General features: G+C 57.9%; 17 protein-coding genes and 4 pseudogenes. 9 read left to right on the top strand and 12 right to left on the bottom strand.

Annotated features, from left to right (window positions below; translation table 11 throughout):
- Nucleotides 1–29: 29 nt before the first annotated feature.
- Nucleotides 30–677: a 4'-phosphopantetheinyl transferase gene (locus tag J2R76_RS17945; protein ID WP_253624399.1), complete on the top strand. Its 648-nt coding sequence runs from the start codon at nt 30–32 to the stop codon at nt 675–677.
- Nucleotides 678–708: 31 nt separating this feature from the next.
- Here the strand turns inward: J2R76_RS17945 and J2R76_RS17940 are convergent.
- Nucleotides 709–1,200, bottom strand: a pseudogene (locus tag J2R76_RS17940) (transposase); the annotation flags it as partial.
- A 251-nt stretch (nt 1,201–1,451) separates the two neighbouring features.
- The gene (locus J2R76_RS17935; protein WP_253624398.1) at nt 1,452–1,925 is read right to left on the bottom strand and encodes a MarR family winged helix-turn-helix transcriptional regulator; all 474 of its coding nucleotides are present in this window, start codon (nt 1,923–1,925) and stop codon (nt 1,452–1,454) included.
- 97 nt (nt 1,926–2,022) lie between these two features.
- On the opposite strand from J2R76_RS17935, the gene J2R76_RS17930 reads away from it, so the two are divergent.
- From J2R76_RS17930 to J2R76_RS17910, 4 genes and pseudogenes are all read left to right on the top strand, one after another.
- A complete protein-coding gene (locus J2R76_RS17930) occupies nt 2,023–2,391 on the top strand; it encodes an antibiotic biosynthesis monooxygenase (protein WP_253624397.1) in 369 nt (122 codons plus the stop codon).
- Between the two features lie 30 nt (nt 2,392–2,421).
- Nucleotides 2,422–2,868 (top strand): hypothetical protein, encoded by a 447-nt coding sequence (locus tag J2R76_RS17925; protein ID WP_253624396.1) that lies wholly within the window; start codon nt 2,422–2,424, stop codon nt 2,866–2,868.
- Nucleotides 2,869–2,957: 89 nt separating this feature from the next.
- Nucleotides 2,958–5,640 (top strand): annotated as a pseudogene (locus J2R76_RS17915) (PAS domain S-box protein).
- Nucleotides 5,637–6,308: a response regulator transcription factor gene (locus J2R76_RS17910; protein WP_253624393.1), complete on the top strand. Its 672-nt coding sequence runs from the start codon at nt 5,637–5,639 to the stop codon at nt 6,306–6,308. The pseudogene J2R76_RS17915 and the gene J2R76_RS17910 overlap by 4 nt, the downstream one beginning before the upstream one ends.
- A gap of 339 nt (nt 6,309–6,647) precedes the next feature.
- Here the strand turns inward: J2R76_RS17910 and J2R76_RS40995 are convergent, their stop codons facing one another.
- The 6 genes and pseudogenes from J2R76_RS40995 to J2R76_RS17885 all read right to left on the bottom strand — a co-directional run bounded on the left by J2R76_RS40995 (nt 6,648) and on the right by J2R76_RS17885 (nt 10,003).
- On the bottom strand, nt 6,648–6,884 hold the full coding sequence (locus J2R76_RS40995; RefSeq protein WP_375166573.1) for a hypothetical protein: 237 nt from the start codon (nt 6,882–6,884) through the stop codon (nt 6,648–6,650).
- Between the two features lie 52 nt (nt 6,885–6,936).
- Nucleotides 6,937–7,137: pseudogene (locus J2R76_RS40990) on the bottom strand (hypothetical protein); the annotation flags it as partial.
- A 120-nt stretch (nt 7,138–7,257) separates the two neighbouring features.
- On the bottom strand, nt 7,258–7,680 hold the full coding sequence (locus J2R76_RS17900; RefSeq protein ID WP_253624391.1) for a hypothetical protein: 423 nt from the start codon (nt 7,678–7,680) through the stop codon (nt 7,258–7,260).
- A gap of 63 nt (nt 7,681–7,743) precedes the next feature.
- The gene (locus J2R76_RS17895) at nt 7,744–8,622 is read right to left on the bottom strand and encodes a nucleotidyl transferase AbiEii/AbiGii toxin family protein (protein ID WP_253624390.1); all 879 of its coding nucleotides are present in this window, start codon (nt 8,620–8,622) and stop codon (nt 7,744–7,746) included.
- Nucleotides 8,619–9,440 carry a type IV toxin-antitoxin system AbiEi family antitoxin gene (locus J2R76_RS17890; protein WP_253624389.1) on the bottom strand — a complete coding sequence of 274 codons (822 nt, stop codon included), beginning with the start codon at nt 9,438–9,440 and terminating at the stop codon, nt 8,619–8,621. Before J2R76_RS17890 ends, J2R76_RS17895 begins: the two co-directional genes overlap by 4 nt.
- A gap of 239 nt (nt 9,441–9,679) precedes the next feature.
- Nucleotides 9,680–10,003: a hypothetical protein gene (locus J2R76_RS17885; protein ID WP_253624388.1), complete on the bottom strand. Its 324-nt coding sequence runs from the start codon at nt 10,001–10,003 to the stop codon at nt 9,680–9,682.
- A gap of 150 nt (nt 10,004–10,153) precedes the next feature.
- Between J2R76_RS17885 and J2R76_RS17880 the strand changes: the two are divergent.
- Nucleotides 10,154–10,608: pseudogene (locus tag J2R76_RS17880) on the top strand (SMP-30/gluconolactonase/LRE family protein); the annotation flags it as partial.
- A 977-nt stretch (nt 10,609–11,585) separates the two neighbouring features.
- On the opposite strand, the gene J2R76_RS17875 reads toward J2R76_RS17880, so the two are convergent.
- From J2R76_RS17875 to J2R76_RS17865, 3 genes are all read right to left on the bottom strand, one after another.
- Nucleotides 11,586–11,873, bottom strand: coding sequence for a GNAT family N-acetyltransferase (locus J2R76_RS17875; protein ID WP_375166572.1), 288 nt, complete (start codon nt 11,871–11,873; stop codon nt 11,586–11,588).
- 41 nt (nt 11,874–11,914) lie between these two features.
- Nucleotides 11,915–12,112: a hypothetical protein gene (locus J2R76_RS17870; RefSeq protein WP_253624386.1), complete on the bottom strand. Its 198-nt coding sequence runs from the start codon at nt 12,110–12,112 to the stop codon at nt 11,915–11,917.
- A gap of 1,616 nt (nt 12,113–13,728) precedes the next feature.
- The gene (locus J2R76_RS17865) at nt 13,729–15,162 is read right to left on the bottom strand and encodes an NEL-type E3 ubiquitin ligase domain-containing protein (RefSeq protein WP_253624385.1); all 1,434 of its coding nucleotides are present in this window, start codon (nt 15,160–15,162) and stop codon (nt 13,729–13,731) included.
- Between the two features lie 1,640 nt (nt 15,163–16,802).
- On the opposite strand from J2R76_RS17865, the gene J2R76_RS17860 reads away from it, so the two are divergent.
- Complete coding sequence (locus J2R76_RS17860) at nt 16,803–17,009, top strand: hypothetical protein (RefSeq protein ID WP_253624384.1); 207 nt, start codon at nt 16,803–16,805, stop codon at nt 17,007–17,009.
- A 228-nt stretch (nt 17,010–17,237) separates the two neighbouring features.
- On the opposite strand, the gene J2R76_RS17855 is transcribed toward J2R76_RS17860, so the two are convergent.
- Nucleotides 17,238–18,647 carry an MATE family efflux transporter gene (locus J2R76_RS17855; protein ID WP_253624383.1) on the bottom strand — a complete coding sequence of 470 codons (1,410 nt, stop codon included), beginning with the start codon at nt 18,645–18,647 and terminating at the stop codon, nt 17,238–17,240.
- A 1,606-nt stretch (nt 18,648–20,253) separates the two neighbouring features.
- On the opposite strand from J2R76_RS17855, the gene J2R76_RS17850 reads away from it, so the two are divergent.
- Together J2R76_RS17850 and J2R76_RS17845 are read left to right on the top strand one after the other, a co-directional pair.
- Nucleotides 20,254–21,417: a hypothetical protein gene (locus J2R76_RS17850; RefSeq protein ID WP_253624382.1), complete on the top strand. Its 1,164-nt coding sequence runs from the start codon at nt 20,254–20,256 to the stop codon at nt 21,415–21,417.
- The gene (locus J2R76_RS17845) at nt 21,384–21,818 is read left to right on the top strand and encodes a hypothetical protein (RefSeq protein ID WP_253624381.1); all 435 of its coding nucleotides are present in this window, start codon (nt 21,384–21,386) and stop codon (nt 21,816–21,818) included. The genes J2R76_RS17850 and J2R76_RS17845 overlap by 34 nt, the downstream gene beginning before the upstream one ends.
- The last annotated feature ends 374 nt before the right edge of the window (nt 21,819–22,192 follow it).

Raw genomic sequence — 22,192 nt, 5'->3', positions numbered from 1 at the left:
AATGTTCGAAAAGCTAGCGGGACCAAGTAATGGAGATTGTCACAATTGATCAACGGAACATCATGGTCGGTATCCGTCCGATAGAACGCTGCGACGGATCCACTCTGTACGCTTCCGAAGTTATGTCGATGGGACGCGCCGTTGCCAAAGTCCGTCGCGAAAGCGGTGCCGCAAGAGTAGCTGCCCGAACACTTCTTGGGCAATTGGGATTCCCACCAATGGCGATTCCGAAGACACGCTCTGGTGTTCCGCTCTGGCCAGCCGGCGTGGTCGGATCTTTGGCCCACCACGATACAGTCGCAGCCGCCGCTATTGCAGGAACGAAAAGGATTGCAGCTCTCGGCGTCGACATTGAGCCTAATGAACCTCTGCCGGAAAATCTGATCGAATTGATTGCCACTCCTAATGAACGGCGAATGTACGATCTACACACGCTCGAGCGGCGCGATCTCTTTGTTTTGAAAGAGGCGGTGTATAAGGCGTGCTTTCCAATGGATCGCCAGTTTCTGGAGTTCCAGGACGTGGAAATTGATATCTTTGCGCGATCAGGACACGTGTCCAAGGCAAATCGCACGTTTTCGCTCGAGTTACTTATTTCTAAAAATGTAATCGGGGTGGCTTATTCGCGGACGTATGAGGTCGAAGAGCCTCTCCAAGATCAGCAGTCGCCCCACTAAAGCAATCGATACCCCAGCTAGTCACGTGAATCTAAAGTTCGCCACATAAAGTCTGTTGGGCTTTGTGACAGAAGCGTTTGACGGATGCCAAAATCTGGTCGGCGGACTTGGTCCATTTGAAATGGCTTCGGGTTTTTGTTGTGGAGTTCGATGAAGATGCGGATGCCGGCCTCGAGCTGCCTGACGGAGGTATGAACGCCTCGCTGGATCTGCTTTCTGGTAAGTTCGGCAAACTCAACCTGGTTGATCCAGGACGCAGAAGTCGGCGTGAAGTGGACATGATAGTGCGGCCGGCGAGCGAGCCACGCTTTAATCTTAGGTGTCTTGTGGGTGGCGTAGTTGTCCATGACGATATGGACATCGAGCCCTTCAGGGATTTGAACACCGATCTCTTTGAGAAACTTCAAGAACTCGACGCTCGGTGGAGCTTGTAGCATTTGCCAATTATAAACCCCAAGGAGACATCGCGTGCAGCAAACAACGTGGTCGTACCATGCCGCACGTAGCTGTGCGTACGACGTTCGGCGTCGCTGCACGCGCTCGATTCCGGCCAACCACTCAGAGACAAGTCCTCCGCATCAAGGGCGTGATGGCCCTACGGCATACAAAGCAGTCGCGTAACTTCGCTTTCGTATCTGGGCACAGTACCATTGCGCTTTCTTCCGCTGACCGATCCGGCGGCAGCTTGTCTTTGTTCTTTCTGGTTCGGCGAGGCGCGCCTGATTGTTCCGGCTCAACGTCATGACAGCACTGCAGCCGCTGTCCTCGTGCATGTCAGGCCGACTTGTCCTCACGGCTGCCCTCAAGTTTATCCCGCAAGGCCGTGATCACGCGATGGACAATCCGTATATCCTTGACCGACAGCCCTTCTGAAAGATCGTTGATCCAGGGAGCCTGCAATTCCATTGCGGCTTCGAAGGCGCGCTGTCCATTCTCAGTGAGTACGACGAGCTGCGCCCGTCGGTGATGTGGGTTGACCTCAAAAGATACGAGGCCCTCCCTGTGCAGATCATTGATAATCCGCTGCACGTTTTGACGATTGCCGCCGAGGTCGCGTGCGAGCCAAGCGACCGGTTGGGGACGTTCGGCGGACACAATGGCGCCAAGCACCTGCCAGCGTGCGCTTGTAAGGCCAAGCGGGGCGACCAGACGGTCGCCGGCCGTCAGAAGTAGGCTGTCGAGCCTGAACAGATCGAGAACAAGGTCGGTCAGGGCGTCACCCTCGGGGGTTCGCTTGGCTCTTTTCATTTGTCACCATCGTTTTATATTGACATCATGACGTCAATTTGTTATGTGGTCATAATACCAATTAGGCATCATAGATTAAATAGCCATGGAGGCACTCATGTCGCTGCTACGCCCACTCGACCCTTCCTTCCCGATCGACCGCCAGATCGCTATTGACGCAAATTCTGTCGTCCTGGTGAACCCATTCACTCTCGACAAAGCCGATGAGGCGGCTTTTCTCAAGGCCTGGCAGGACGACGCAGCGTTCATGAAGCGACAGCCGGGCTTCATTTCCACTCAGCTGCACAGGGCTCTCGGCGACAGCTCGACCTATCTGAACTACGCCGTCTGGGAATCCACCGCTCACTTCCGCGCGGCCTTCACCCATCCTGACTTTCTAGCAAAAATCGCCAGCTATCCGGCCTCGGCGATAGCTTCCCCTCATCTGTTCCAGAAAGTTGCCGTGCCCGGCATCTGCGTTGCCTAGCCCTGCTGTTTTTAGGAAGTGAAGATACTCATGATCAAGTTGATCCATCCTGTCGCTGGCGCCTTGGCTATCGCAACGATCGGCACATTTTGGCTATCGACGGTACTCAGCGAGCTGTTCGCGTCCCATGCCACAGTTGCAGCGGTTAAGAGCACCATACCGTGGGGTTTCCTGTTGCTGATTCCGGCGCTCGCTGCGACCGGTGGTACAGGTGTCATCTTGGCAAAGGCGCGCCGGGCCGGACTGATCGGCGCCAAATTCAAGCGCATGCCATTCATTGCAGGAAACGGCATCCTGATTCTTATTCCGTCTGCGCTCTTCCTTGCGTCCAAGGCTCAGGGGGCAGAATTCGATGCCACGTTCTATGCTGTGCAGGCGATCGAGCTCGTCGCCGGCGGAACAAACATTACACTTCTTGCTCTCAACATCCGGGACGGTCTCAAAATGAAGGGATGGTTGCGCCACAAACCCGCTTGAACCGGAACTGCGCGGACAACTGACGTGACGCCCGGTATTGTCGTGGCTTTATGAGTACGCGCCCTATCTCCCGCCGGAGAACAGGCCGGATGGCATCAGAATGCGCAGCCAAATCAGCAGCAGAACGTTCGGGCCTTCAGTTTATCTTCGGCAGCATAACGCTGACCGTGGTAACACTGGCCTGCTTGTACCTTCACGCGCATTTCGCCACGACGGCGTTCGCGTATTTGTTAGTGATCTTGCTGTTTTCGCTGATGGGCAGCTTCATCGCGTCGTCTGCGCTTTGCATCGTAACCATCGCCGCTCTCGCTTACTGCTTTGCGCCGCCGGCATTCAGCCTACGAATCGATGACCCCCCAAGATCTGCCTGTGATTGTTGCATTCTTTATTGCCTCGATTGTGGGAGCACACCTGATCGGTAAGCTCCGCCAGGAAAGAGAGGCTGCGCGTGTGATTGCGGCCAAGCTTCAGCGGAGTGCGGCCGATTTGCAGGATCGCGAAAAGCAGTGGCGCGCCATTTTCGAGCACAATCCGGCCATGTACTTCATGGTCGATGAAGCCGGCACTGTTCTCAACGTCAATACATTCGGCGCGACACAACTCGGCTATGCTCGTGCTGAACTGATCGGTCAATCCGTGCTGGAGGTATTTCTCGAGGAGGATCGCGCGTTCGTTCGGGAATGCGTTCGGACGTGCCTGGAGGATCTCGGACAAACGCGCACTTGGAACGTCCAGAAGGTCAGGAAGGACGGCTCGGTCTTGTGGGTACGTGAAAGCGCCAAAGCCATGCTCTGGGCGGATGAGCAGCCCATTGTCCTTATCGCCTGCGAAGATATTACGGAGCGAAGGCGGACCGAACTTGCCCTGCAGCGGAGCGAAGCACATTTGGCCCAGGCGCAGGAGTTGAGCCACACAGGCAGCTTCAGCTGGAACCCCACCACGGGCGAGGCCTTCTGGTCAAAGGAGACATTTCGGATTTTCCAATTAGATCCCCAGACGCCGCCGGGGCCGCAGCTCGTCGTTGAGCGCACTCATCCAGATGATAGGGCTTCGGTTCAAGAAATTATCGAGCGCGCGATGCGAGACCCGAGCGATTTCGAGCACGAATACCGGCTTCTGCTACCAGACGGCTCGGTAAAGCACATCCATGCGCAGGCACGAGCGACGAGAACGGCCTCTGGTGAGATCGAGTTTGTTGGGGCAGCTACGGATATTACGGCGGTCAGGCGAGCAGAACGACAGCTGCGCCGCAGCGAGGCCTATCTGGCCGAAGCCCAGCATCTCAGTCACACGGGCAGCTGGTCCTGGGACGTCTACGGTCTAGATTTCGTGTATCGCTCCGCCGAGATCGATCGTCTGTTCGGCTTTCGCCCACAAGAGCCGGTATCAATCGAGGCCATTCGATCGCGCATCCATCCGGACGACTTGCCGCGGCTGGAGGAGGTGCAGCGCCAGGCGATTGAACACAAGGAGGGGCGGTTCGAATATGATTTTCGTATCCTTCTACCAGATGGCGGGATACGACGCATACACTCCGTTGCGCAGGTGGTGGTCGGCAGCGATGGTAACGTCAGCGAGCTGATCGGAACACATATGGATGTCACCGAGCAACACGCAGCTAGGGAGCGCCTGGAAAACACACTTGCCGCGCTGCGCGAAAGCGAACAGCGCTTTCGCGACTACACCGAAACAGCTTCCGACTGGCTCTGGGAGACTGGGCCGGATCATCAGGTCACTCGCTTATCCGAGCACACCAACGCTGCGGGAATTTTGGCGACAGGATTGATCGGCCTGCTTCGCTGGGACATTGCGTGCGACCTCGAGGAGGAGCCCGAGAAGTGGCGGCAGCATCGGGCGACGTTGGAGGCCCATCTTCCGTTTCGGGATCTCGTCTACCGCACCGTGAATCGGACAGGTTCTCCGATCTACGTCCGCACGAGTGGCAAGCCCTTTTTCGATGGAAAGGGGAACTTTCTCGGCTACCGTGGCGTCAGCACTGACATCACCGCGACCATTCGCGCCGATCAAGCCGAACAAGAACTACGAAAGGCACAAGCGGAGCTTGCGCATGTAACGCGTATAACGACCTTAGGAGAGCTGACAACTTCCATCGCCCATGAAATAAGCCAGCCACTCGCCGCTATTATCAGCAACGCCGATGCGTGCCTCGGTTGGATGGGGCGGGAAGCTCCTAATCTTGCCGCTGCGCGCTCTTCGGTGGAGTGGATCATCGAAGACGCAACCCGGGCAAGCGAGGTGATCCGTCGTATTCGCGCGCTCGCGAAGAAAGGCAATATTGAGATGGTGCCGCTCGACATCAATGAGGTCGTTAAGGAGGTCATTGCGCTGGTAACACGAGAGCTGGTGAGCCACCGAGTGACGTTAAGAACCGAGTTGACGGCAGGGCTGCCTCCGATCCTTGGCGATCGGATTCAGCTACAACAGGTGATCATCAATCTGGTGATGAACGGAATCGAAGCCATGGAGGCAGTTACCGACCGGACGTGCGAACTGCTGATTCAATCATCAAAGGACGATGTCGGGCACATCCAACTTGCCGTGACCGATTGCGGCGTCGGCATCGCCGAGAACGACGTGGACCGCGTGTTGGATCCTTTCTTCACCACCAAGTCGAGTGGCCTTGGAATGGGTCTTTCGATCTGCCGGTCGATTGTGGAAGCTCACGGAGGACGGCTGTCAATGGTTCACAAAAGTGGACCGGGCGCGACCTTCCAGGTTGCCCTACCGCTGCATAAGGAGGCCGTCTCGTGACAGGACGATTTGACTCGCCAAGTGAAGTCAGCAACGCCGAGTCCTCGACAAGGGCGGTTGTCTTCGTCGTCGAGGATGACATCTCCATGCGTCGCTCGCTTACGAATCTTTTTCAATCGGTAGGGTTAGGCGTCATTGCATTCGGATCGGCGCACGAAATGCTGCAGAGCACAATCCCGGACGTTATTAGCTGTCTAGTTCTTGATGTCCGGCTGCCAGGCTTGAGCGGCCTTGACTACCAGACCGAGCTAGCGAGGTTGAACATACGTATTCCGATCATTTTCATTACCGGCCATGGCGACATCCCCATGACCGTCAGGGCCATGAAGGAAGGAGCGGTCGATTTTCTCAGCAAACCGTTTCGCGATCAGGAACTGCTTGATGCCGTGGTTGCGGCGACCGAACGCGATCGCAAAAGACGGGAGGCTCAGCACATCGTCGCGAACCTGCAGTGTCGATTTGAGAGCTTAAGCCTGCGCGAGCAGGCGGTGACGAAACTGGTCGCTGCCGGCCTGATGAACAAGCAGGTAGCCGCCGAGCTTGGGCTCGCCGAGATCACGGTCAAGATCTACCGGGGACACGTAATGAAGAAGATGCGTGCACGGTCGCTGGCCGACTTGATCAGAATGACTGAGACGTTGGGAATTCGCGCCAATCGTCCTGAATAAACACAAGTATGATTTTACAATTTCATCAGTCCAGCGCATCTTTCGCCGAAGGCGGCTAATGCTTGCAGCCCCTATTCCCCCTTCAGGACGGCTCGTCTTGTCCGCGCCTGTGATTTCCGTTGTTGACAACGACGCCTCGGTCCGTGCGGCGACAGAGAATTTTTTGAAATCGCGTGGCTACGGCGCACAGGCGACAATGCAGTAATTGTACGGGGCGCCCGACGAAATCATTCAGTGCGCTTGAAGAAATCAAAAGCTGTTCGTGAAGGCGGATTTCCAAGACGCCGTGCGATCGCGGGCTGAAACGCTGGTGAGCAGCGACCGTGTCGAGATGCGGTTTTAGCTGACGCTTGAAGGTACGGACTGAGCACCGAGGCGAATATAATTGTAGAGGATTTGCTCCCGCTCGTCTTTTGACAGCTGCTCCACGCGAATGACGACCTGTGAATCCTGGATTACCGGTAGAGCGGATTCCTTCAGAAAATTTCTGGCGTTTTTGTAAATGTAATCCCGGGATGTGAAGACAAATTTGGCTCCGCGTCGAATTGCTGCCCGAATATGGGGAAAAGTTGGCATTCCATTCTGACGTCATTTGCCAATCAAGCTGGCTGGCTCCAAAGGCGTCATCCACCCAGAAAAACTGCCTTTCATGTGGGTTCGACGCAGCCACAAATTCGGACGGGTCGCGTAACTTCACTGTAAAGCAGTTCCATTCCAGAGCGCCGAGAGCGAGCGCCGCTGCGATCGCATGATTTTCCACATGCCGGTTCGCCGAGAAAAGGAACGAAGCTACGTTCGACAATGGCACGAGCTGCGGCACGGAATGCATCGGTCATGACAAACTTGTTCATGTCGTCATCACCGAGCGCGCTGAGAATTTCCTGCGCCTGGTCATAGGCGCGGTGGCCGAGGATTTGACTGAGATCTCCAAGACCATAAATATGAGGGATCAGCATCCGGAAGCGTGCGGACTCCTGGATGAATTGGGAAATTTGGTCTGCGCCGTAGATGCGGCAGTGTTCAGCCCTGGAATGGCTTCAAACGCGGCACGAACGGTTTCATCGGTCGTGGCAGTGAGTCGCATAGTCGTGAAGAGAAAGTAGTTGTCCGCAAGCCCCCGTGACGCGAGACGAGCAGCTTTGGCGAGTTCATCCTTCAGGAAAGTCAGTCTCAGGTGCCGGTGCGGCTTCTGCGAAAACTTGCGTTGAACCGTGAAGTTGCCTGTGAACGTCTCCCCCTTGTTGGAAGTCCAGGTGCCGTAGAACGCGCCGTCGCGGCCTCCGTCATGCGAGTCGAAAAAGCCCTGAACGGTCTGCCCCCAGATCTCTGAGGCTACAGACACGCGTAATTGCTGAAATGCCTTCCAACCCAACGAATGCAGTTCGTAGGTGGTTGGCGTCGCAATGCGATGGGAGCGTTCGGGCGAGTCATGGCGCTAGGCTTTAGCCAATTCAGGCATTTCGTTCTTTTTCGCCATGGCAGGCGTATCCAACCAAGCTTGGCTCGGTAGGCGCTTTACGAATTCAGTGAAGACGGTCACGAACGCGGTCCGCTCCGCGTCGGAGTCAAATTCTTCCGCGTCATCGGGAGCCATCAGCGGGCGCACGTCGGCCAAGAATGAGGGATCTTCCAGCTTAGCCCACATGCGCTCCTCGGCCTCGGCTCGAGAAATGGTTTGGCCGGACGCACTCAGATATTTGCCAAACAGCTCGACGACACGTGCAGCGTCGAGCCCGTCAAACAGCGCAACGGCCTTCGCAAGATCAACGAGATCTCGGCCTTTATCGCGTTGGAGAAGTGCACGGAGTTTCGTCGCTAGGATTTCTTCTCGGCTGAACGACGTAATGTCCGCTTTCCCGTTGAACCAGGGGTTCTTAACTTCGAATGGGAAGGTCTTCTCTCCGTCGTAGGCGGTTCGTTCGCGTGTGGCGATTTCAACTTTGACTCGAATGGGCTGCGAGGCGTTTTCATCCTCGGCTTTGATCGTGAAAGTAAGCTTCGGTCCTATGTCTCCGAGATCGTAGTGGCCGCGGCCCATCCACGGCTCCAGCGCAGCTCGGAGATGGTCGATGATTGGACCGACCGGGCCCTCGGTTGTGCGTGTAAGATCGATGTCTTCCGAGTACCGATATGCGCTTGGAAAGTGTAGTTTATTAAGTGCGGTGCCGCCACGAAACCGCAGTTCTGTCTTCAGATAGTCATCCTTGAAGATTTCGACGAGCGCGCGGGATATAATGAGATCCTGCTCGATCTGACGGTCTTCCGGCCATGGAGCCGTCTGGCTCCACGCAACGATGTTCATGGCCGGGATCATTGATCGAGCTCCGGACGACGGTGAACCAGAACGTTCCAGCGGGCGTCGCGCTCGGTCGGATTGCGGGATTTGCCAGTACGCTTGGATGGATCGAGGTTGACCCAGGGCAGCATTTTTTCGTTTTGTAGGTGGGCGTGAAGCCCTTCGGCGGCCTGGCCATGTTTGACGAAATCGAGCAGGTAGCCGAGCCGCTGGATGACGGAGCGCTCAAAGGCGGGCGCGAGTTTTTGTAGCTCCCTTGCCTTCATCTTGGCACCGAGATCGGAAAGCACGGTAGCGATACTGTCGATTGTTCCGGCCACATGCATGTAACGCAACAAGTCGAGACCGGTGAGTTCGGGCGAGGACAGCTTGAACCGGCCTGTATCCGTCTTTTGATCGGTGATCGCTTCCGTAAGAGTGTTTATGTCCTTGCGGTAGAAAAACGTGAGGATCGAACGGCCAGCGCGGATTTTGGGTATCCGCTTGTCTGTTACGGTCTGAAATTGCATGACAGCTTGGTGGGAAGCTCCGTGTATCTCGGCGGCCTTCAGCAATCCGACGTAGTAAGGGTGGCCCTCGTGCTTCATTAGATCGTCGATGTACCACTGAGGCGGAGGCGCGCCACGAGCCAGGTATTGCGGCGGGACGACCACGTAAAAGCCCTGCCGCGGATTGATGAGTGCCTTTTTGTCTTGCAGCCGTTTTGCTGCGGCGAGAAATCCGCGAGAAGTCGTACCCAACTCGGCAATGGCCTCGTCGCGGGTAAAAGATATCCGCCCGCTGGCTAGCAGGTCCGTCAGGTAGGAGGAAAGGGTTCGGCGCCGATCAAGCATCATGTACGAATATACCCGAAATGCGGGCATTTTTCAACATAATGCTATGTAGCTAAATCATTGAAAAACGGGGATTTTCCTACATAAGATTGGCCAGCTAAGCCCGCTTGAACTGCGGAGGGCTCCTCTGATGGCAATGCTGGGGTACGCGCGGGTGAGGTGGCCAGATGGGGGAGCGATAACGGCCAAGATATTGTAGGTAACGAGCTGGTGGACGGGCACCCACCACGAAAGACGGTGATTCAGTGCGTCAATCGCTCCACCAAATCCTCATCGGGTGCCGAGATGAACAGTCTCGGCTCCTCCTCAACATCCAAATGGCCCAATCCATTTCGCTCCAGAGTCTTGCCAAGTTTTCCGATGCGATAGTCAGAAAGACGGCTGTTATTGATCGGGAGGGTCTTAAGATCATCGGGGTGAACGGAAATTCCATACTCGCTCAGCCTTGAACCTCCGAGCGCCAGCGCCTTTTCGATGATGGCCCTCATGAGATTTCTGTCGGGCAATGCCAAATGTCGCAATCGCTCGATGTATTCATTGGCGGTGGGCAGGGTGCGTTTATCCACGGTGTGGTGATAGTTTCCTTATCCAGGTACTCAACGAAGGATTCAGGGTTTTCGGGAACGTCAGGTCGACGGTGTCAAACGCCATCCGGAACTGCCCCCTTTGCGTCATGAAGGACTGCCCCCACCGTCGGGTTCATGATGTCGTTTGGCGGCCGGATCTGGCGTGTCGTGCAAGCCGCCGACGGAACAGTGCAAGGCGAAGTGATGGCCGCACCGCGCGCCATGGGCACCACCAACGGCATCGACCTCAGTCCCGATGGAAAGCGGCTCTATGTCAGTGATCAATTCCGGCCAGATCTGGTCCTATGCAGTTGGCGCGGGCGGATTGAGCGATGCGAAATTGATCAGGACGTTTGAGCCAGATACGGTCGACGGCCTACGCTCCGATGTCGCCGGCAGGATCTACGTTGCCCACATCCTGAGAGGGGCGATCGCCATCATGCAGCCGAGCGGCGCTGCGAGAGAGAGGTGACGCCCGGTGGCAAGGAGCCGACCAACCTCGCGTTCGGCGGCAGTGACGGCAAGACCGTCTTCGTCACCCAGCGGCAAGGCGGTTTTTTCGAGACGTTCCTACCGACCGGGAAGGGCGCGAGCATTGCCTGCAGGGTATTGGGATTGGGTCCGGCAAGACTACCGTTGCCCGCCATCTCATCGAGCGGCACGGGTTCGTGCGTGGCCGGTTCGCTGGCGCGCTGAAGGACATTGCTGGCGTGCGTGGCCGTGCGCTGTCATAGAGTGTTTGGCCCACAGGCCCTTCCGCATGACGGATCAGAACGGCTGAATCTCCGCGCTCTGGGACTAGACGTCGTCCGCCCTGTTCTCCATCTTTTCAAGGAATCTGAGAGCCTGTTGGTATTCGAACTCGCACCACGCAAGCTCGAATGGTTCCATCAGTATCTCTATCCACATTTCGGCAAAGGCTGCCACTCCGACGAAAAATAGAATTCGCGACCTCCTGATCAGCTATCAGTTGACGAAGCCGGCGAAGACGAATGAGTTGTCGCTGTAGCCAGCCGCACATGCAGCTAAGAGGATCGTGATCAGCGGCTCAATCGAACCTTGGTAAAGATTGGGCACCTCAAGGGGAGCACCTGACGATACGAAAGTTTATGCCGGACGTTCGCCTGGCTCGCACATTTGGTCCAACGGCTGGCCCGAGCAGCAAAATAATCCGACGGCGTCGTAGAAGGCGTTCGCGTAGTGAGATTGCGGCGACATGCCCGCTATCTTGGCCTCAAGACGAGGTCGTTAGGAGCGGGGGGCAGTATGTCAAGCGCAATGATAGGGATTGCTTCAGGTTCCGCGGCCCCTGCGCTATGGACGTTGAATGAGATCGAGGGCGGAAAATGGACGTCACTTTCCCGATCGTCGGCTCGGCATTGTGATGACAGGCCGTGCGGCAGTTGAATGATCCACCGTGATCCGCTTGGTTTCTTTCTCGAGAGCCAAAGTCGTCGTTGTTCACAAAGCCATACAATACAGCGGTAACGTCAGTGATGTTCCCCGACGATGATAATTTATCAGGACACGGACCGGATAGATCTTGTCGGTGAATAGCAGGTGCCAATTCAGCTACGCAGCATTAGAGATGCTTGTAGAAGAAGGTCGCCGAGCGATATGTTCCGTCAGGGGCGAGCACACACCCGGGTATGATACCCACCCGCTGCCATCCCTCGCTGGCGTAAAGACGCTCGGCAGCAGAACCTGTGGTAGTGCTGAGCGTCAACAACGTCTTTCCCTCCCTTCGTGCTAAGTCGCTGACAGCCGAGATGAGCAGGCGCCCGATGCCGCGGCGGCGTGCACTTCTGTCAACCAGGACTTTGACGACTCGGGCGCTATGCAATTGGTTCTCAGACGCGGCAGGTATCATCTGGGTTGTGCCAACAATCTGACCTGCGCCATCTTCCGCAGCTAGTAACACGCATCCATTGAAATGACCGCGTCTGCGACGCTACGCCAGTACGCCAGCGCACGTCGTCGAGTTAGGGGTGGCAGAAAGCTGACCGAATCGCCGTGGGCGACGCAGTCAATGAGGATGTCGGCGAGACGCTCCAAACGCTTATCCACTTCGTCGGCGCCGATGCGCCGCACCTGGCTATCGTCTGTCATCTGATTTCGGACAGAGCGAGCCGATCGCCCCCGGCTAGGTCTGGCGGTGAGTTCATTGCCAACGCCCACGGCAATAACGAGTTTCCACAGAGCGACATGCTCTTGAAGGCAAAAGGTGGTTACGTGCCGCGTCGCCCAACCCAACCGAAGCTGGCAAATGACTATGGAGGACTACTCCGCCAAGCTGCAACGTCAGCTGCCCGCTCGAGGCGCCTGGACCGAAAGGCGGGCTCCGCATCACGACCCAAATTTATCGCGGAGCTCCGCAGCACGAAACAAATTCAGCGCGGAGATGAGAGTCTTGTCGTGCGGGAACAGCCTCCGAGCGGACTTAACCCGCGCGTCATGGTCCAGTCCAGATATCGTCTGGCCCTCTAAAAGAAGCGCCTCGGAGAATCTACGAAGAGCAGGGCGATACGGGTCAAGGGCGGCCTCGCTGCGCCGATTGGCACGCGTCATCATTTCAATGAAACTCTCGTCGTTTTCTGAGGGGCCTGGTGGAATCGCACGGCGAGCGTCGGGCTCGCAGCAATCGCGAAGATTGCTCAGCGGCGCCTTCATCCTTCGGCTATTAGAATTCGTTGACGTGGGCGATAGGATTGCTGATTGCGCAGATCAAACGCTCGACGTCGAAAGCGGAGAACATGCCCGCAATCGGCCAAGTTCGGTAGTATGCAGGCTTAATGTTCGCCCTTTAACGGGTCCGAGCCGCCGCATTATTCGTCGCGTCATCAATTCGGCGCCGGTCTTCTTCAGACTGATGAGGGCATGTACCGCTGCTGGCTGGGTGCGCCGTCGCCAAGGACGGCTCAAACGCCTGGTGCCTCGCCGACCCTCTTGCTGTTCTTCCGAGGTGGCATGCTGCACCTGCGACCAAACTGTTACGTTGGATGGGTCACAATTGTGCGGATCCACGTAGCCTCACGTCCAAGATCACCTGAGCAGACATCCTACCAGAGCAAGCTTTCGAAAAGCTGACGAAGCCGCAGCGTAGCTGCTCGCGATCGGGCGGCTCGAAATTGGCACCGATCTATTCCGTCACGCTTACGTCATCGGCCTCCCCTCGGCATGACGTCGAGCCGAGCGCGCCGAAGTGACTTTGGATCATCGACATTCTGACGGTGAGCCGCGTGACGCCCTCGGATGGTCAGCAGGGGCTGCCTTCCGGCCCGGTAGCTGTGGGGCGGGCACCCTAGCTATCCTGCTCGCAGACCTACGGCGAGGCGCTCTGTGCCGCGAAGCCGATGCCAGACAATCGCCCTAGGTGTTGAGCTATGAAACCTTGCGCCGATGGGAACGGAGATTCATTGACCCGCGCTGCCGAAGTATCCTGCGCGTGATCAAGTTCGACCCAGGCAATGCCAGTCGTGTCCTGGCACAGCCTTGTATTCGGACCCGTCGGACATGGTCTGTTCGTCGAAATCCAGCCGAGCAATGACCTTCTGGCGGCGCTTACAAGTTGAGAATTGCGGGTTTCTGGGCACGGCCGGCGCGTGAACAACACGCCGGACTGGTCGGATGTAGTCAGCAGACGGCAACTGCGCGTATCCATTCAACCTGAACAATCGCTCGTCCCGTAACGACCAAACGAGACTGCAGGGCGGCTATCGCATCGATCAGGGCTCGAGGCCGTGCTCCCGGAGAACCTTATGCATCAGCTCGCCTTTGATCTCGTGAGCGATTTCGCTGAGGATCTGGGCTCCGACCACCCGCTGGGCATCGACATCATCCGTCAGGCCATGCTCCGCGAGTCGCTCGTTCAAGCGCGCCGGAAACTCATCTTCGAGCGCATCGGCAATCCGGTCCCGCGCCGCGGCATGATCATCGGGGGCGATCCGCCTCACTGCCGCATCCCAGGGCTCCCAGCGCGTTGCCAGAAAATCCGCAAAACCCGTCGCTTCCTGTTGCCGCACCGACGTCTCAGCCCTCGCAACGTCGTCCGCCGTGACCTCAGCGAGATTCAAGAAGCGCATATCGGGGGCGATGTGGCGCAGTTCAAGCCGATCCCGTAGCTGGGTCTGATAGGCAAGATAGACCTCGATCTCGTCGATATCGGCCTCCGGGTCGGCGCGACGCAGCGAGCTGACCGTCTCGCGTGCGATGTCGTCAAGCGCCCCCAAACGAAACATGACACGGCCGTGTTGGAGCAATTGGTCGAGCCGATTGTCATAGAGCCCATCCTTGACATCAGCGTTTACGCGTGCGGTCTGCATGCCGTTCCAGGTCAAAGTGATGCGGTCCTCGCAGGATGCAGTCGCTCCATTGGCCAGCTCGAAATACTGCTTGCGCAGCTGCGGCCTCATCGCGGCTTGTAGCAGACTCTCGGCCACCTGGTCGCGGAACGCCTGATGACCATAGTTCACGGTGCCCGCGAGCCTTTCGAGAAACAGTGCGAAGTCCTGCGCACCCGGCTCTTCGGCGAAGCCCTGCCATGTGTCCACTGCGCCGGGCTCGTCCGCGAGCCAATCCGCGACAACCGCGTGCAGGAGAGGCGGCTGATGTTCCACCGGTTGTAGCGGCATCGACAGCAAGACCTGCGGACCGGCATAATCCGCGCCACGCGTGACTGACGCCAAATCGGCCAGCACCGGGGGCGGTATCGGATTAGACCGCAGGTCGATGCTGGACGCGCTGCCGAGCTGCGTCAGCGCGGTCGCGGGCGGGCCGGTCAGCTGATTATTGCTGGCGCCGAGCATTTCAAGGCTGACCGGGAGCGTCTCGGGCAGATTGGTCAGCTGATTTTCGCTGACGTCCAGGTATCCAACTCTAGCCGGAATCTCGGGCAGGCTTGTCAGCTGGTTGTCGCTTGCGTCCAGGTAGCGCAGTCTGGCTGGAAGATTGGGCAGGCTCGTCAGCTGATTTTCGCTTACGTCCAAGCGGCGGAGCCTGGCTGGAAGGTCGGGCAGACTGGTCAGCTGGTTATTGCTGGCGGAGAACTCCTCGATCGTGGCGGGAAGGGCGGGCAGATCGGTCAGCTGGTTGCCATCGACCATCAAGCTGCGGAGCCTGGATGGCAGCTCTGCCGGCAGGCTGGTCAGCTCGTTGGCCATGAGGTGGAGGTTCCGCAGCCTGCTCGGAAGGGCGGGCAGGCTAGTCAGCCGGTTGTCAGAGGCGTAGAGGTCCCGGAGTCCGCCCGGAAGCTGGGCCGGCAGGCTGCTCAACTGGTTACCGATGACGATGACGGTCCGGAGCCTGGGCGGGAGTGAGGCTGGCAAGCTGGTCAGGGACAATGACGACAAATTCAGCTCGTCTCTGACATTACCCTCGTCCCGCCATGCCCTCGTCCGGTTGACCCCCTCTTGCCGATTCTCGTTTTGGCCCTGCCCCTCTTCTGCTGCCCAGCTCGCCAGGGCGCTGTCCTGCGACGAGACGAGGTCGGCGCCGGCCGCTCCCGTGACCCACCGCGTCAGGGCTGACGCCCACTGGGGAAGGCATGAGGGGGACTGCCCGGCGGCCGCAGACGCTGGTGCGGTGCTTTCGGATTCGGAAGGTACGCCAGCGCCAGGCTGAGCTCGTTCGGTATTCATTAAACTCCATGACATGTTTGGACTCAGCCGATTAGGCGGTCCTATCGGCTAGATCGAGACGTTCGCATGGTAGGAAGCTCAGCTGTCGATAAGCTGACGAGCGTCAGGTCATCCGCCATGAAGCGGTTGCAAAGCTACTCTATGTTCGCTTGGTGAGGATCCTGTGCTGTCGCGCAGCTGCTCAAATATTTCAATTCCACATTCGCAGCGTCGGACTCCAGACTGCTGCTCAGGCCGGACCATAACTCCATCCGGACGAAATACTCAGAGGCAGGTCACCTTGAACCGCTTTGCTGGTTGGAAACTGACTGGTCCGGCGTACAGCCCGGTCTCCTCGTGAGGCTCGCTGGCGCTTGCCAACTGCTGCTCGAACGCCTCGCCTGCCTGACGATCTTCCGCGGCGGCCCGTTGCACTTGTATCAAAGCTGCCGGACTGGATGGGAAAGGATTGTCCACGCTCTTCTCACTCCGCGGACGGTGGCAGCACAGCTACGCCGGCAAGCTTGCGAGAAGCTGGCGGGCCTTCCGCCCGGCTACAAAAAGTGGCTCACCGATCCTTGCATTTGGTTTCCGTGGGCGCGCTACTGTGATCGCCCGCTCCAGCACAGTAGATCGTGCGATGTGCGGCCCGGGTGTCCTGAATGCCGCGGGGGCCAGCGGCGCATCGCATTCGCCGTGGATGGATTTTCGTCGACCGCGACCGCCTGCTGAGAAACACACCATAGCTGCTTCATCCCGTCCAAAGGGAATGACCGTCAAGCAAAGGATTCAGCTCGCAGGCGCAATATCGTCAATCAAGGCGCTTTCATCCCTGAGCCGACGCCTTTGCTCCGGCTGCTATTGGCAAGCAGGAAGGCAAAGATCTTGTCTATATGGGCGATGTCCGGCATCGGCTTCAATCGATCACCTCAAGCCAAAGCCCCGGCCGCATGTTAGTCCAAGAAGCAAATGGAGTAAGCCACTTAGAAAGCCCTAGCCAATATGGAGTGGCCTGTTTTTTTGCCACAGAAACGGTAGCGACATCGCGTCCGATGGCTTGCTGCACGCGAACCGTCGAGAGTTATCTCGCAACTAAACCTAGGTTGGCGTGGTAAAACTCTTGTCGGAAGTTATGCTGCTCGAAGATCCGCAGAGCGACGACGCTTGAAACGAGGAACGCCTCAGTGAAGAAAAAGCGAAATCATGCGAGGCAAACAACATCACTGCAGGACCGCCTGGCCGTATTTGCAAGAGGTCTTGCTGAAATGGCGGCGACCATGCCTGCGGGCGCGGAGCGAGATAATCTGCTGAAGCGAGCCCGCACCGCGGAAATTGCAGCAGACATTGACGATTGGGTCTCCTCGGCTGGGCTTCAGCCGCCGACGCCGTAGGGCTGGAGCTTCTCCTCCTCGAGGGGCTCCCGTATCCGGCGGGGGCTCTTCTACGTTCAGGAACAAGGTTTGCCGGAGGTTCGGATCCTGAAGCCAACGTGACCACAGGGTAGGCTAGGAGCCGGCTGCCTGTGTGGTCCGAAGAGAATGAGGACCCGCCCCGTCGCGCTCCATGGACTGCGGAGCCTGTCCTTCAGGCGCATTTTCTCGTCGCGCTGGAGCTTCGGCTCATGGCTGGCCCACCGCTCGAGCTGAAGCCTGGCTCATGGCTGCTACGAGAGGTCTGTTCGCCAAAAGACGCAAACGTGTCACAAGGAGGGCCGCGTAAACGGCCTTGCCGATAGACAAGCCGATCCAGATACCGATGGCACCGAGGCCAGTTTTCAAGCCTAGCACGTAGCTGACCGAAAGGCCGATCAGCCAGTAAGCAATGCCTGCGAAGAGCAGCGGCACACGCGTGTCCCTTAAGCCGCGCAGGCCGCCAGCGGCAATGCTCTGAAGTGCATCAGTAATGAAGAAGCTCGCTCCGACAAGGATGAGAGCTGCAGTCAGCTTGATCGTGGCGTCCGCATTGCTGGCCGATTGGTCGACGAACAGCTCGGCGATTTCAAAGCGCGTGCCGACCACCGCAATCGTAGCGATCGCCGCGATCAGGACTCCAAGCAGCATGGCGGCAAAACCAGCTTGTCTGATACCTGGTAGATCGTTGCGGCCGAGTGCGTGTCCAATTCGCACGCTCACCGCCATTCCGATGCAAAACGGGATCATGAACAGGGCGGCTGCAACCTGGAATGCGATCTGATGGGCGGCAACCGCGGTGGTGCTGATCACACCCATCAGGAGGGCCGTCGCAGAGAAAAGACCCGATTCCATGAAAATAGCGACCGAAATCGGGGTGCCGACCACGAGGAGCTCCCGCATCAATGGCCAATCGAACCGCCAAAGATATCGGAGCACCTGGTAGTCGCGAAAAGGACGGCAGTATGTAACGAACCAAATACCAGCCAGAAAGGTCCCACTGTTCACCAGACTGGTCGCAAGGCCGGCCCCGAACAAGTCAAGTTGCGGCAAGCCGAATTTGCCGGTGATCAACAGATAGGCCAGCAGTGCGTTGGTCGGAATGGCGGCGAGCGTGATCCACAAGGCCGGCGCCGGTCGATCGACCGCTGCCATGAAACTGCGGATCGCCAAAAACCACAGCGCCGGCAAGATACCCCAGGCGAGCCCGAGTAGATATTGCTGAGCTAAGCGCGCAATAGCTGGCTCCTGGCCAAGCGCAAGCACGATTTGCTCGCCTTGCACCGGCAAAACCATGATCGGCGCCCATAGAACGAGTGCAATCCATAGCCCCATGCGCAGCGAGCTCCGTACCAGGGCTGTGTTTGCCGCGCCCCGCGCTTGCGCTGCGAGCGGGCCTACTGCCGAGATCACGCCAGCTGCGAAAGTCAGGCCAACCGATAAGATCATGCCGGCAAGCGCGGCTGCCGCGAGGGCGTCGGTGCCGATGTGGCCGATCCATGCCAGATCCGTCGCCATCATCGCGATCTGCGCAAGTTGCGTGAGTGCGATCGGGGTCGCGAGTGTCGCGGTTGCGGCGAGTTCGCCACTGAGGTGATGGCGAGCCACCCATTTGGCCAACTGGCGACGCCAAGATGATCGGTGCGTGTCGTCCCCTGTCTTTCTCATTGAATGCCGCCGCTCCGGATTCCACGCTTCAGCCAATTGCCCTGCTGACACGACATTCGCGCTCCAATCTAAGGCCGCGTCATCGGCACGGTCATTGCTGATAGCATGTTCTGAATCGATGACGCTCCGCTCAAAAATGGTGAGAGCGTTTGGCCGCCAAGGAAAAGCAGTCGCTGGTATGAGCGTTGTGCTTGCGACTTGGCTGTCTCGCTTCAGACGCCGCCTGTCTCAAGCGCGACAACAGGACGTTTGCAGCGAGCTAATGCAGCGAGAGGCGCATCATTCTTCAATGAAAAACTCTCAAGCGCCATTGGCATGTCGATTGCTTGAAAGATGTGAGAAGATTTATGCGGCCATGATGTTTCTCCAGTAACCCATACGGGTTTTCAAATGAGGATTGTCGGATCCGTTCGATTCCAGAGGTCTCATCAATCGCGCTCCATAGCGCGCGCCTGCATGGCGACGTTTTGTCACCTTCAGATCGCGGTGTGATTTGACAGTCGCCACAAATCACCTTCCAAGGAGCACGGCACGAATGTGCATGTCAGATTGATTGAAGGTGTTGCACCCGAGGGCGATCTATCGCCTGACCTTTCATCGGCACCTCAGGCGCGGCATCGATTAGCGGCGAGATGCCGAGCCGTTTCCCTTGCTGCTGAGCGACGACCAGGTAGAGGGGCTTGCGCCAGCGGATGATGAATGAGCTGATGCATGACGATTGGAATCCTGAGCAATTATTCAGGCAACGGGACGAACTCAGGGTCAAGTTGCTTCGTGCCCAATCGGTTGTAGCCGAATGTAAGACAGAATTGGCGGAGCTCGAGCGGAGGCTTGAGTGTCGATCAGTCTCGGCGCCGATCGATGAACGCCAGCAGAAATCTGCGGCAGACACCTCGGCGCGTAAGGCACGGCCGCGCAAATCTCAGAGCGTCAATGATCCTGTCGACCCGCTGGCCGCCACGTTCACGAGTCAATCCTGGGACCGTTAGGTGCGCCGGACGCTCGTGAACCCGGAGGCTCTGCACGCGTAGCAAAGCCTTCAATATCTATCGTGTTGCGAACCGACTGCCGAAATGGACATCGAGATGCGATACTTCTATCGGCTCCGCTTTTTTGTTGCTTGCGTGGCCAGCGGACGCGCGTTTGATTGGTAACGCTGACTGGGGGCGTATCGTCCGCGATTCCGACCGGACGCTATGTTTCCGGATTGGGCCGCTCACGCAGAGGTCTCCATCTCTATTGTTAGAGAGCTAGGCCGGAGTACTTAATCGGTCGTGATCGCTCGGTAAGATCAAGGCACGCCACGCCCCGGGCAGTGATCGGGCAAGCTGACCAGCCTCATTTGGCATCGCCTGGATGTTGATGAGAGGTGCCTGACTATGTTCCTCCGGCTGGGTTCTCGAGCAGCGGATGATAATGGCGATCACCTGAGTTCGCGGATGCCAAAAAAGAGGGTTCTAGGTCCATCCAAATCCATATGCGGACAGCGATTTCGTCAGCTTCTCGAAAGCTTGTACGAATACGGACTAACGCGGGTAGGCTTCGAGGTGAGGTCGGCGTGGACTCGCACAATTTCGACGCATCTGGTGCTGCACTTTCAGCACCGGTGCAGAACGTCCATCTGGAAGATCAACAAGCTCGGGCGGGACAAGATGCCTTTGAGCAACAGCTGGATGCAGCGCGGATGGCCGATACCGCCCACATTCACCGGCGCCCCAACCGTAAACCGCCGACCAATGTGTCTCGTAGAGATCGCGATTACATTTGGGCTATGATTGAGGGGGGCAGCACGCGCCGAAAGCTGTCACACGCGACGGCCGAGAAGTATATTCAGATGCTTTACAAGGTCGCAAGGCTCCTGGGCGAGAGAGGCCAATCGCTCGAAGAAACTGATAGAAAGACGTTAAATGAGCTTTCTGAGACGGTGTTCAAGAAGAACAAGCATGTGGGTATCGCATTGCAGGCTCTCCAGGAGCAGCGTGGCGGGGTTGGAAGGCGTAAACGTGGCGCGCCTGCTGGGCGTATACGTGGCGCGTCTTCGGCAACTATCGGGCGTGTACCTGTTGCCCCAACCGAGGCTGATGCTCCGCTTATCGAAAGCATCATAAATGAAGGTATCAAGAGCAAGCACTGGGCGCTGGCTACCGTCCAGCATCATGACACCACCCTTCGCAAGCTGTCGAACAGTCTCGGCACGCGGGGCGAGACGCTTGCCGGAACGAGCGATGATGCGCTGTACGAATATATTAAGGAAGCCTTCCCGAAGAACTGGAAGAGAATGACGGGTTCGCTCTGGGCGCTCCGCGAGCATCGAGGAGGGGGGGAGGGCAGGTCTTCCGCACCGGACGGCGTTGAGCGGGCCGAGAGCGTGGCCGCTGCCGGCTCGTCAAGCTCGGATGTCATCCCCGAGGAGCTTTACCAGCTGCTGGATAATGATCTCGACGAGTGCTCCGTCGTAGCCGAGACTCCCGAACTTCTGAGCAAGGAGCAGGATCTTCGCGACCAAATTGAGGGCGGACAGAACGATGAAGCGACTTCGCTGCCGCTTCCCGTCCCGGGCGAAGAATTGACATCCGATCCAGAGGATCCCACCGGGCGGCTGGCAAAGCGAAGACGAGTGCTGGATGCTCAATTCCCGCATTCCCCGACCACCGTCGATCCAGGTCGGTTCGCCCCGACCCCCGGCAGTTGGTTCCGGCGGAGCAGCGTTCGCAACTGCTGAATGAGCCGCTTCAGTTCGACCCGGATCCGTTCGCCGACGACGCTGCAGGCCCAATAGATCCGGATGCGTTTATTTTCGCACCCCTTCCACTTTCACCGGGGGAGCTGTCGCGACTGTTGGATAATGAACCTACGCCGCCACAGCCAAATCAACTCGCCGACGAGCCAGCAGGCGCCGTCGATACAGGAGCTTCTGTCATCTTTCGACCGCCGCGTTCTCAGGACGAGCTTGGTCGACTGCTCGATGATGCGCCCGCGCCCGGCAGAGTCGACCAATTCACCGGTCAGTCGCCGAACCTTGCTGCCGGTTCCTACAGCATCGACTTCGAAAACGTGCCGTTCTCACCGGGCGAGCGCCGCTCCGCGGGGGGCTGGATGATGACCCCGCGCCGATTGGTATAAATCAGCCAGTCGGCAATCTGCCGGTCTCGGCGGATCCAGATGGGTTCACATTCAACGAAGAGCAGATGCTACCAGGAGAGCTTGGGCGATTGCTTGACGATGAGCCGGCATCGCCAGCCACGGATCACCCGCCTCGCCGCTTGCCGAGCGGCTATTAGATCACACGAGGCATCGCCGCAGACGCACTGAGTTTGCTCTGGCGACCTGCTCAATTCGCGGCGACCCACGGCACGTCTGGTCGGTATTGAGCGGTGCCACCTTGGCTTTCAGCCGGCTTTGCTTCGATAACCCTATCTGAACTGGATTGCCTTCGCGCGCAGTACTCTCGAAGCTATGGCTGAAGGTGCATTTGTAGTGCGGAGAGCTCCCTGTAG

This window comes from Bradyrhizobium sp. USDA 4532 (genome assembly GCF_024171315.1).
Classification (GTDB): Bacteria; Pseudomonadota; Alphaproteobacteria; order Rhizobiales; family Xanthobacteraceae; genus Bradyrhizobium; species Bradyrhizobium australafricanum.
Note: the sequence above shows the minus strand (reverse complement) of the source record. Positions and strands in the feature narration are given on the sequence as shown.

Bases quoted from the DNA above. Each gene is read 5' to 3' on its own strand.
- J2R76_RS17945 (WP_253624399.1), top strand. From the start codon at position 30: ATGGAGATTGTCACAATTGATCAACGGAACATCATGGTCGGTATCCGT.
- J2R76_RS17935 (WP_253624398.1), bottom strand. From the start codon at position 1,925: ATGAAAAGAGCCAAGCGAACCCCCGAGGGTGACGCCCTGACCGACCTT.
- J2R76_RS17930 (WP_253624397.1), top strand. From the start codon at position 2,023: ATGTCGCTGCTACGCCCACTCGACCCTTCCTTCCCGATCGACCGCCAG.
- J2R76_RS17925 (WP_253624396.1), top strand. From the start codon at position 2,422: ATGATCAAGTTGATCCATCCTGTCGCTGGCGCCTTGGCTATCGCAACG.
- J2R76_RS40995 (WP_375166573.1), bottom strand. From the start codon at position 6,884: ATGCCAACTTTTCCCCATATTCGGGCAGCAATTCGACGCGGAGCCAAA.
- J2R76_RS17895 (WP_253624390.1), bottom strand. From the start codon at position 8,622: ATGATCCCGGCCATGAACATCGTTGCGTGGAGCCAGACGGCTCCATGG.
- J2R76_RS17890 (WP_253624389.1), bottom strand. From the start codon at position 9,440: ATGATGCTTGATCGGCGCCGAACCCTTTCCTCCTACCTGACGGACCTG.
- J2R76_RS17875 (WP_375166572.1), bottom strand. From the start codon at position 11,873: ATGATACCTGCCGCGTCTGAGAACCAATTGCATAGCGCCCGAGTCGTC.
- J2R76_RS17870 (WP_253624386.1), bottom strand. From the start codon at position 12,112: ATGACAGACGATAGCCAGGTGCGGCGCATCGGCGCCGACGAAGTGGAT.
- J2R76_RS17865 (WP_253624385.1), bottom strand. From the start codon at position 15,162: ATGGCCAACGAGCTGACCAGCCTGCCGGCAGAGCTGCCATCCAGGCTC.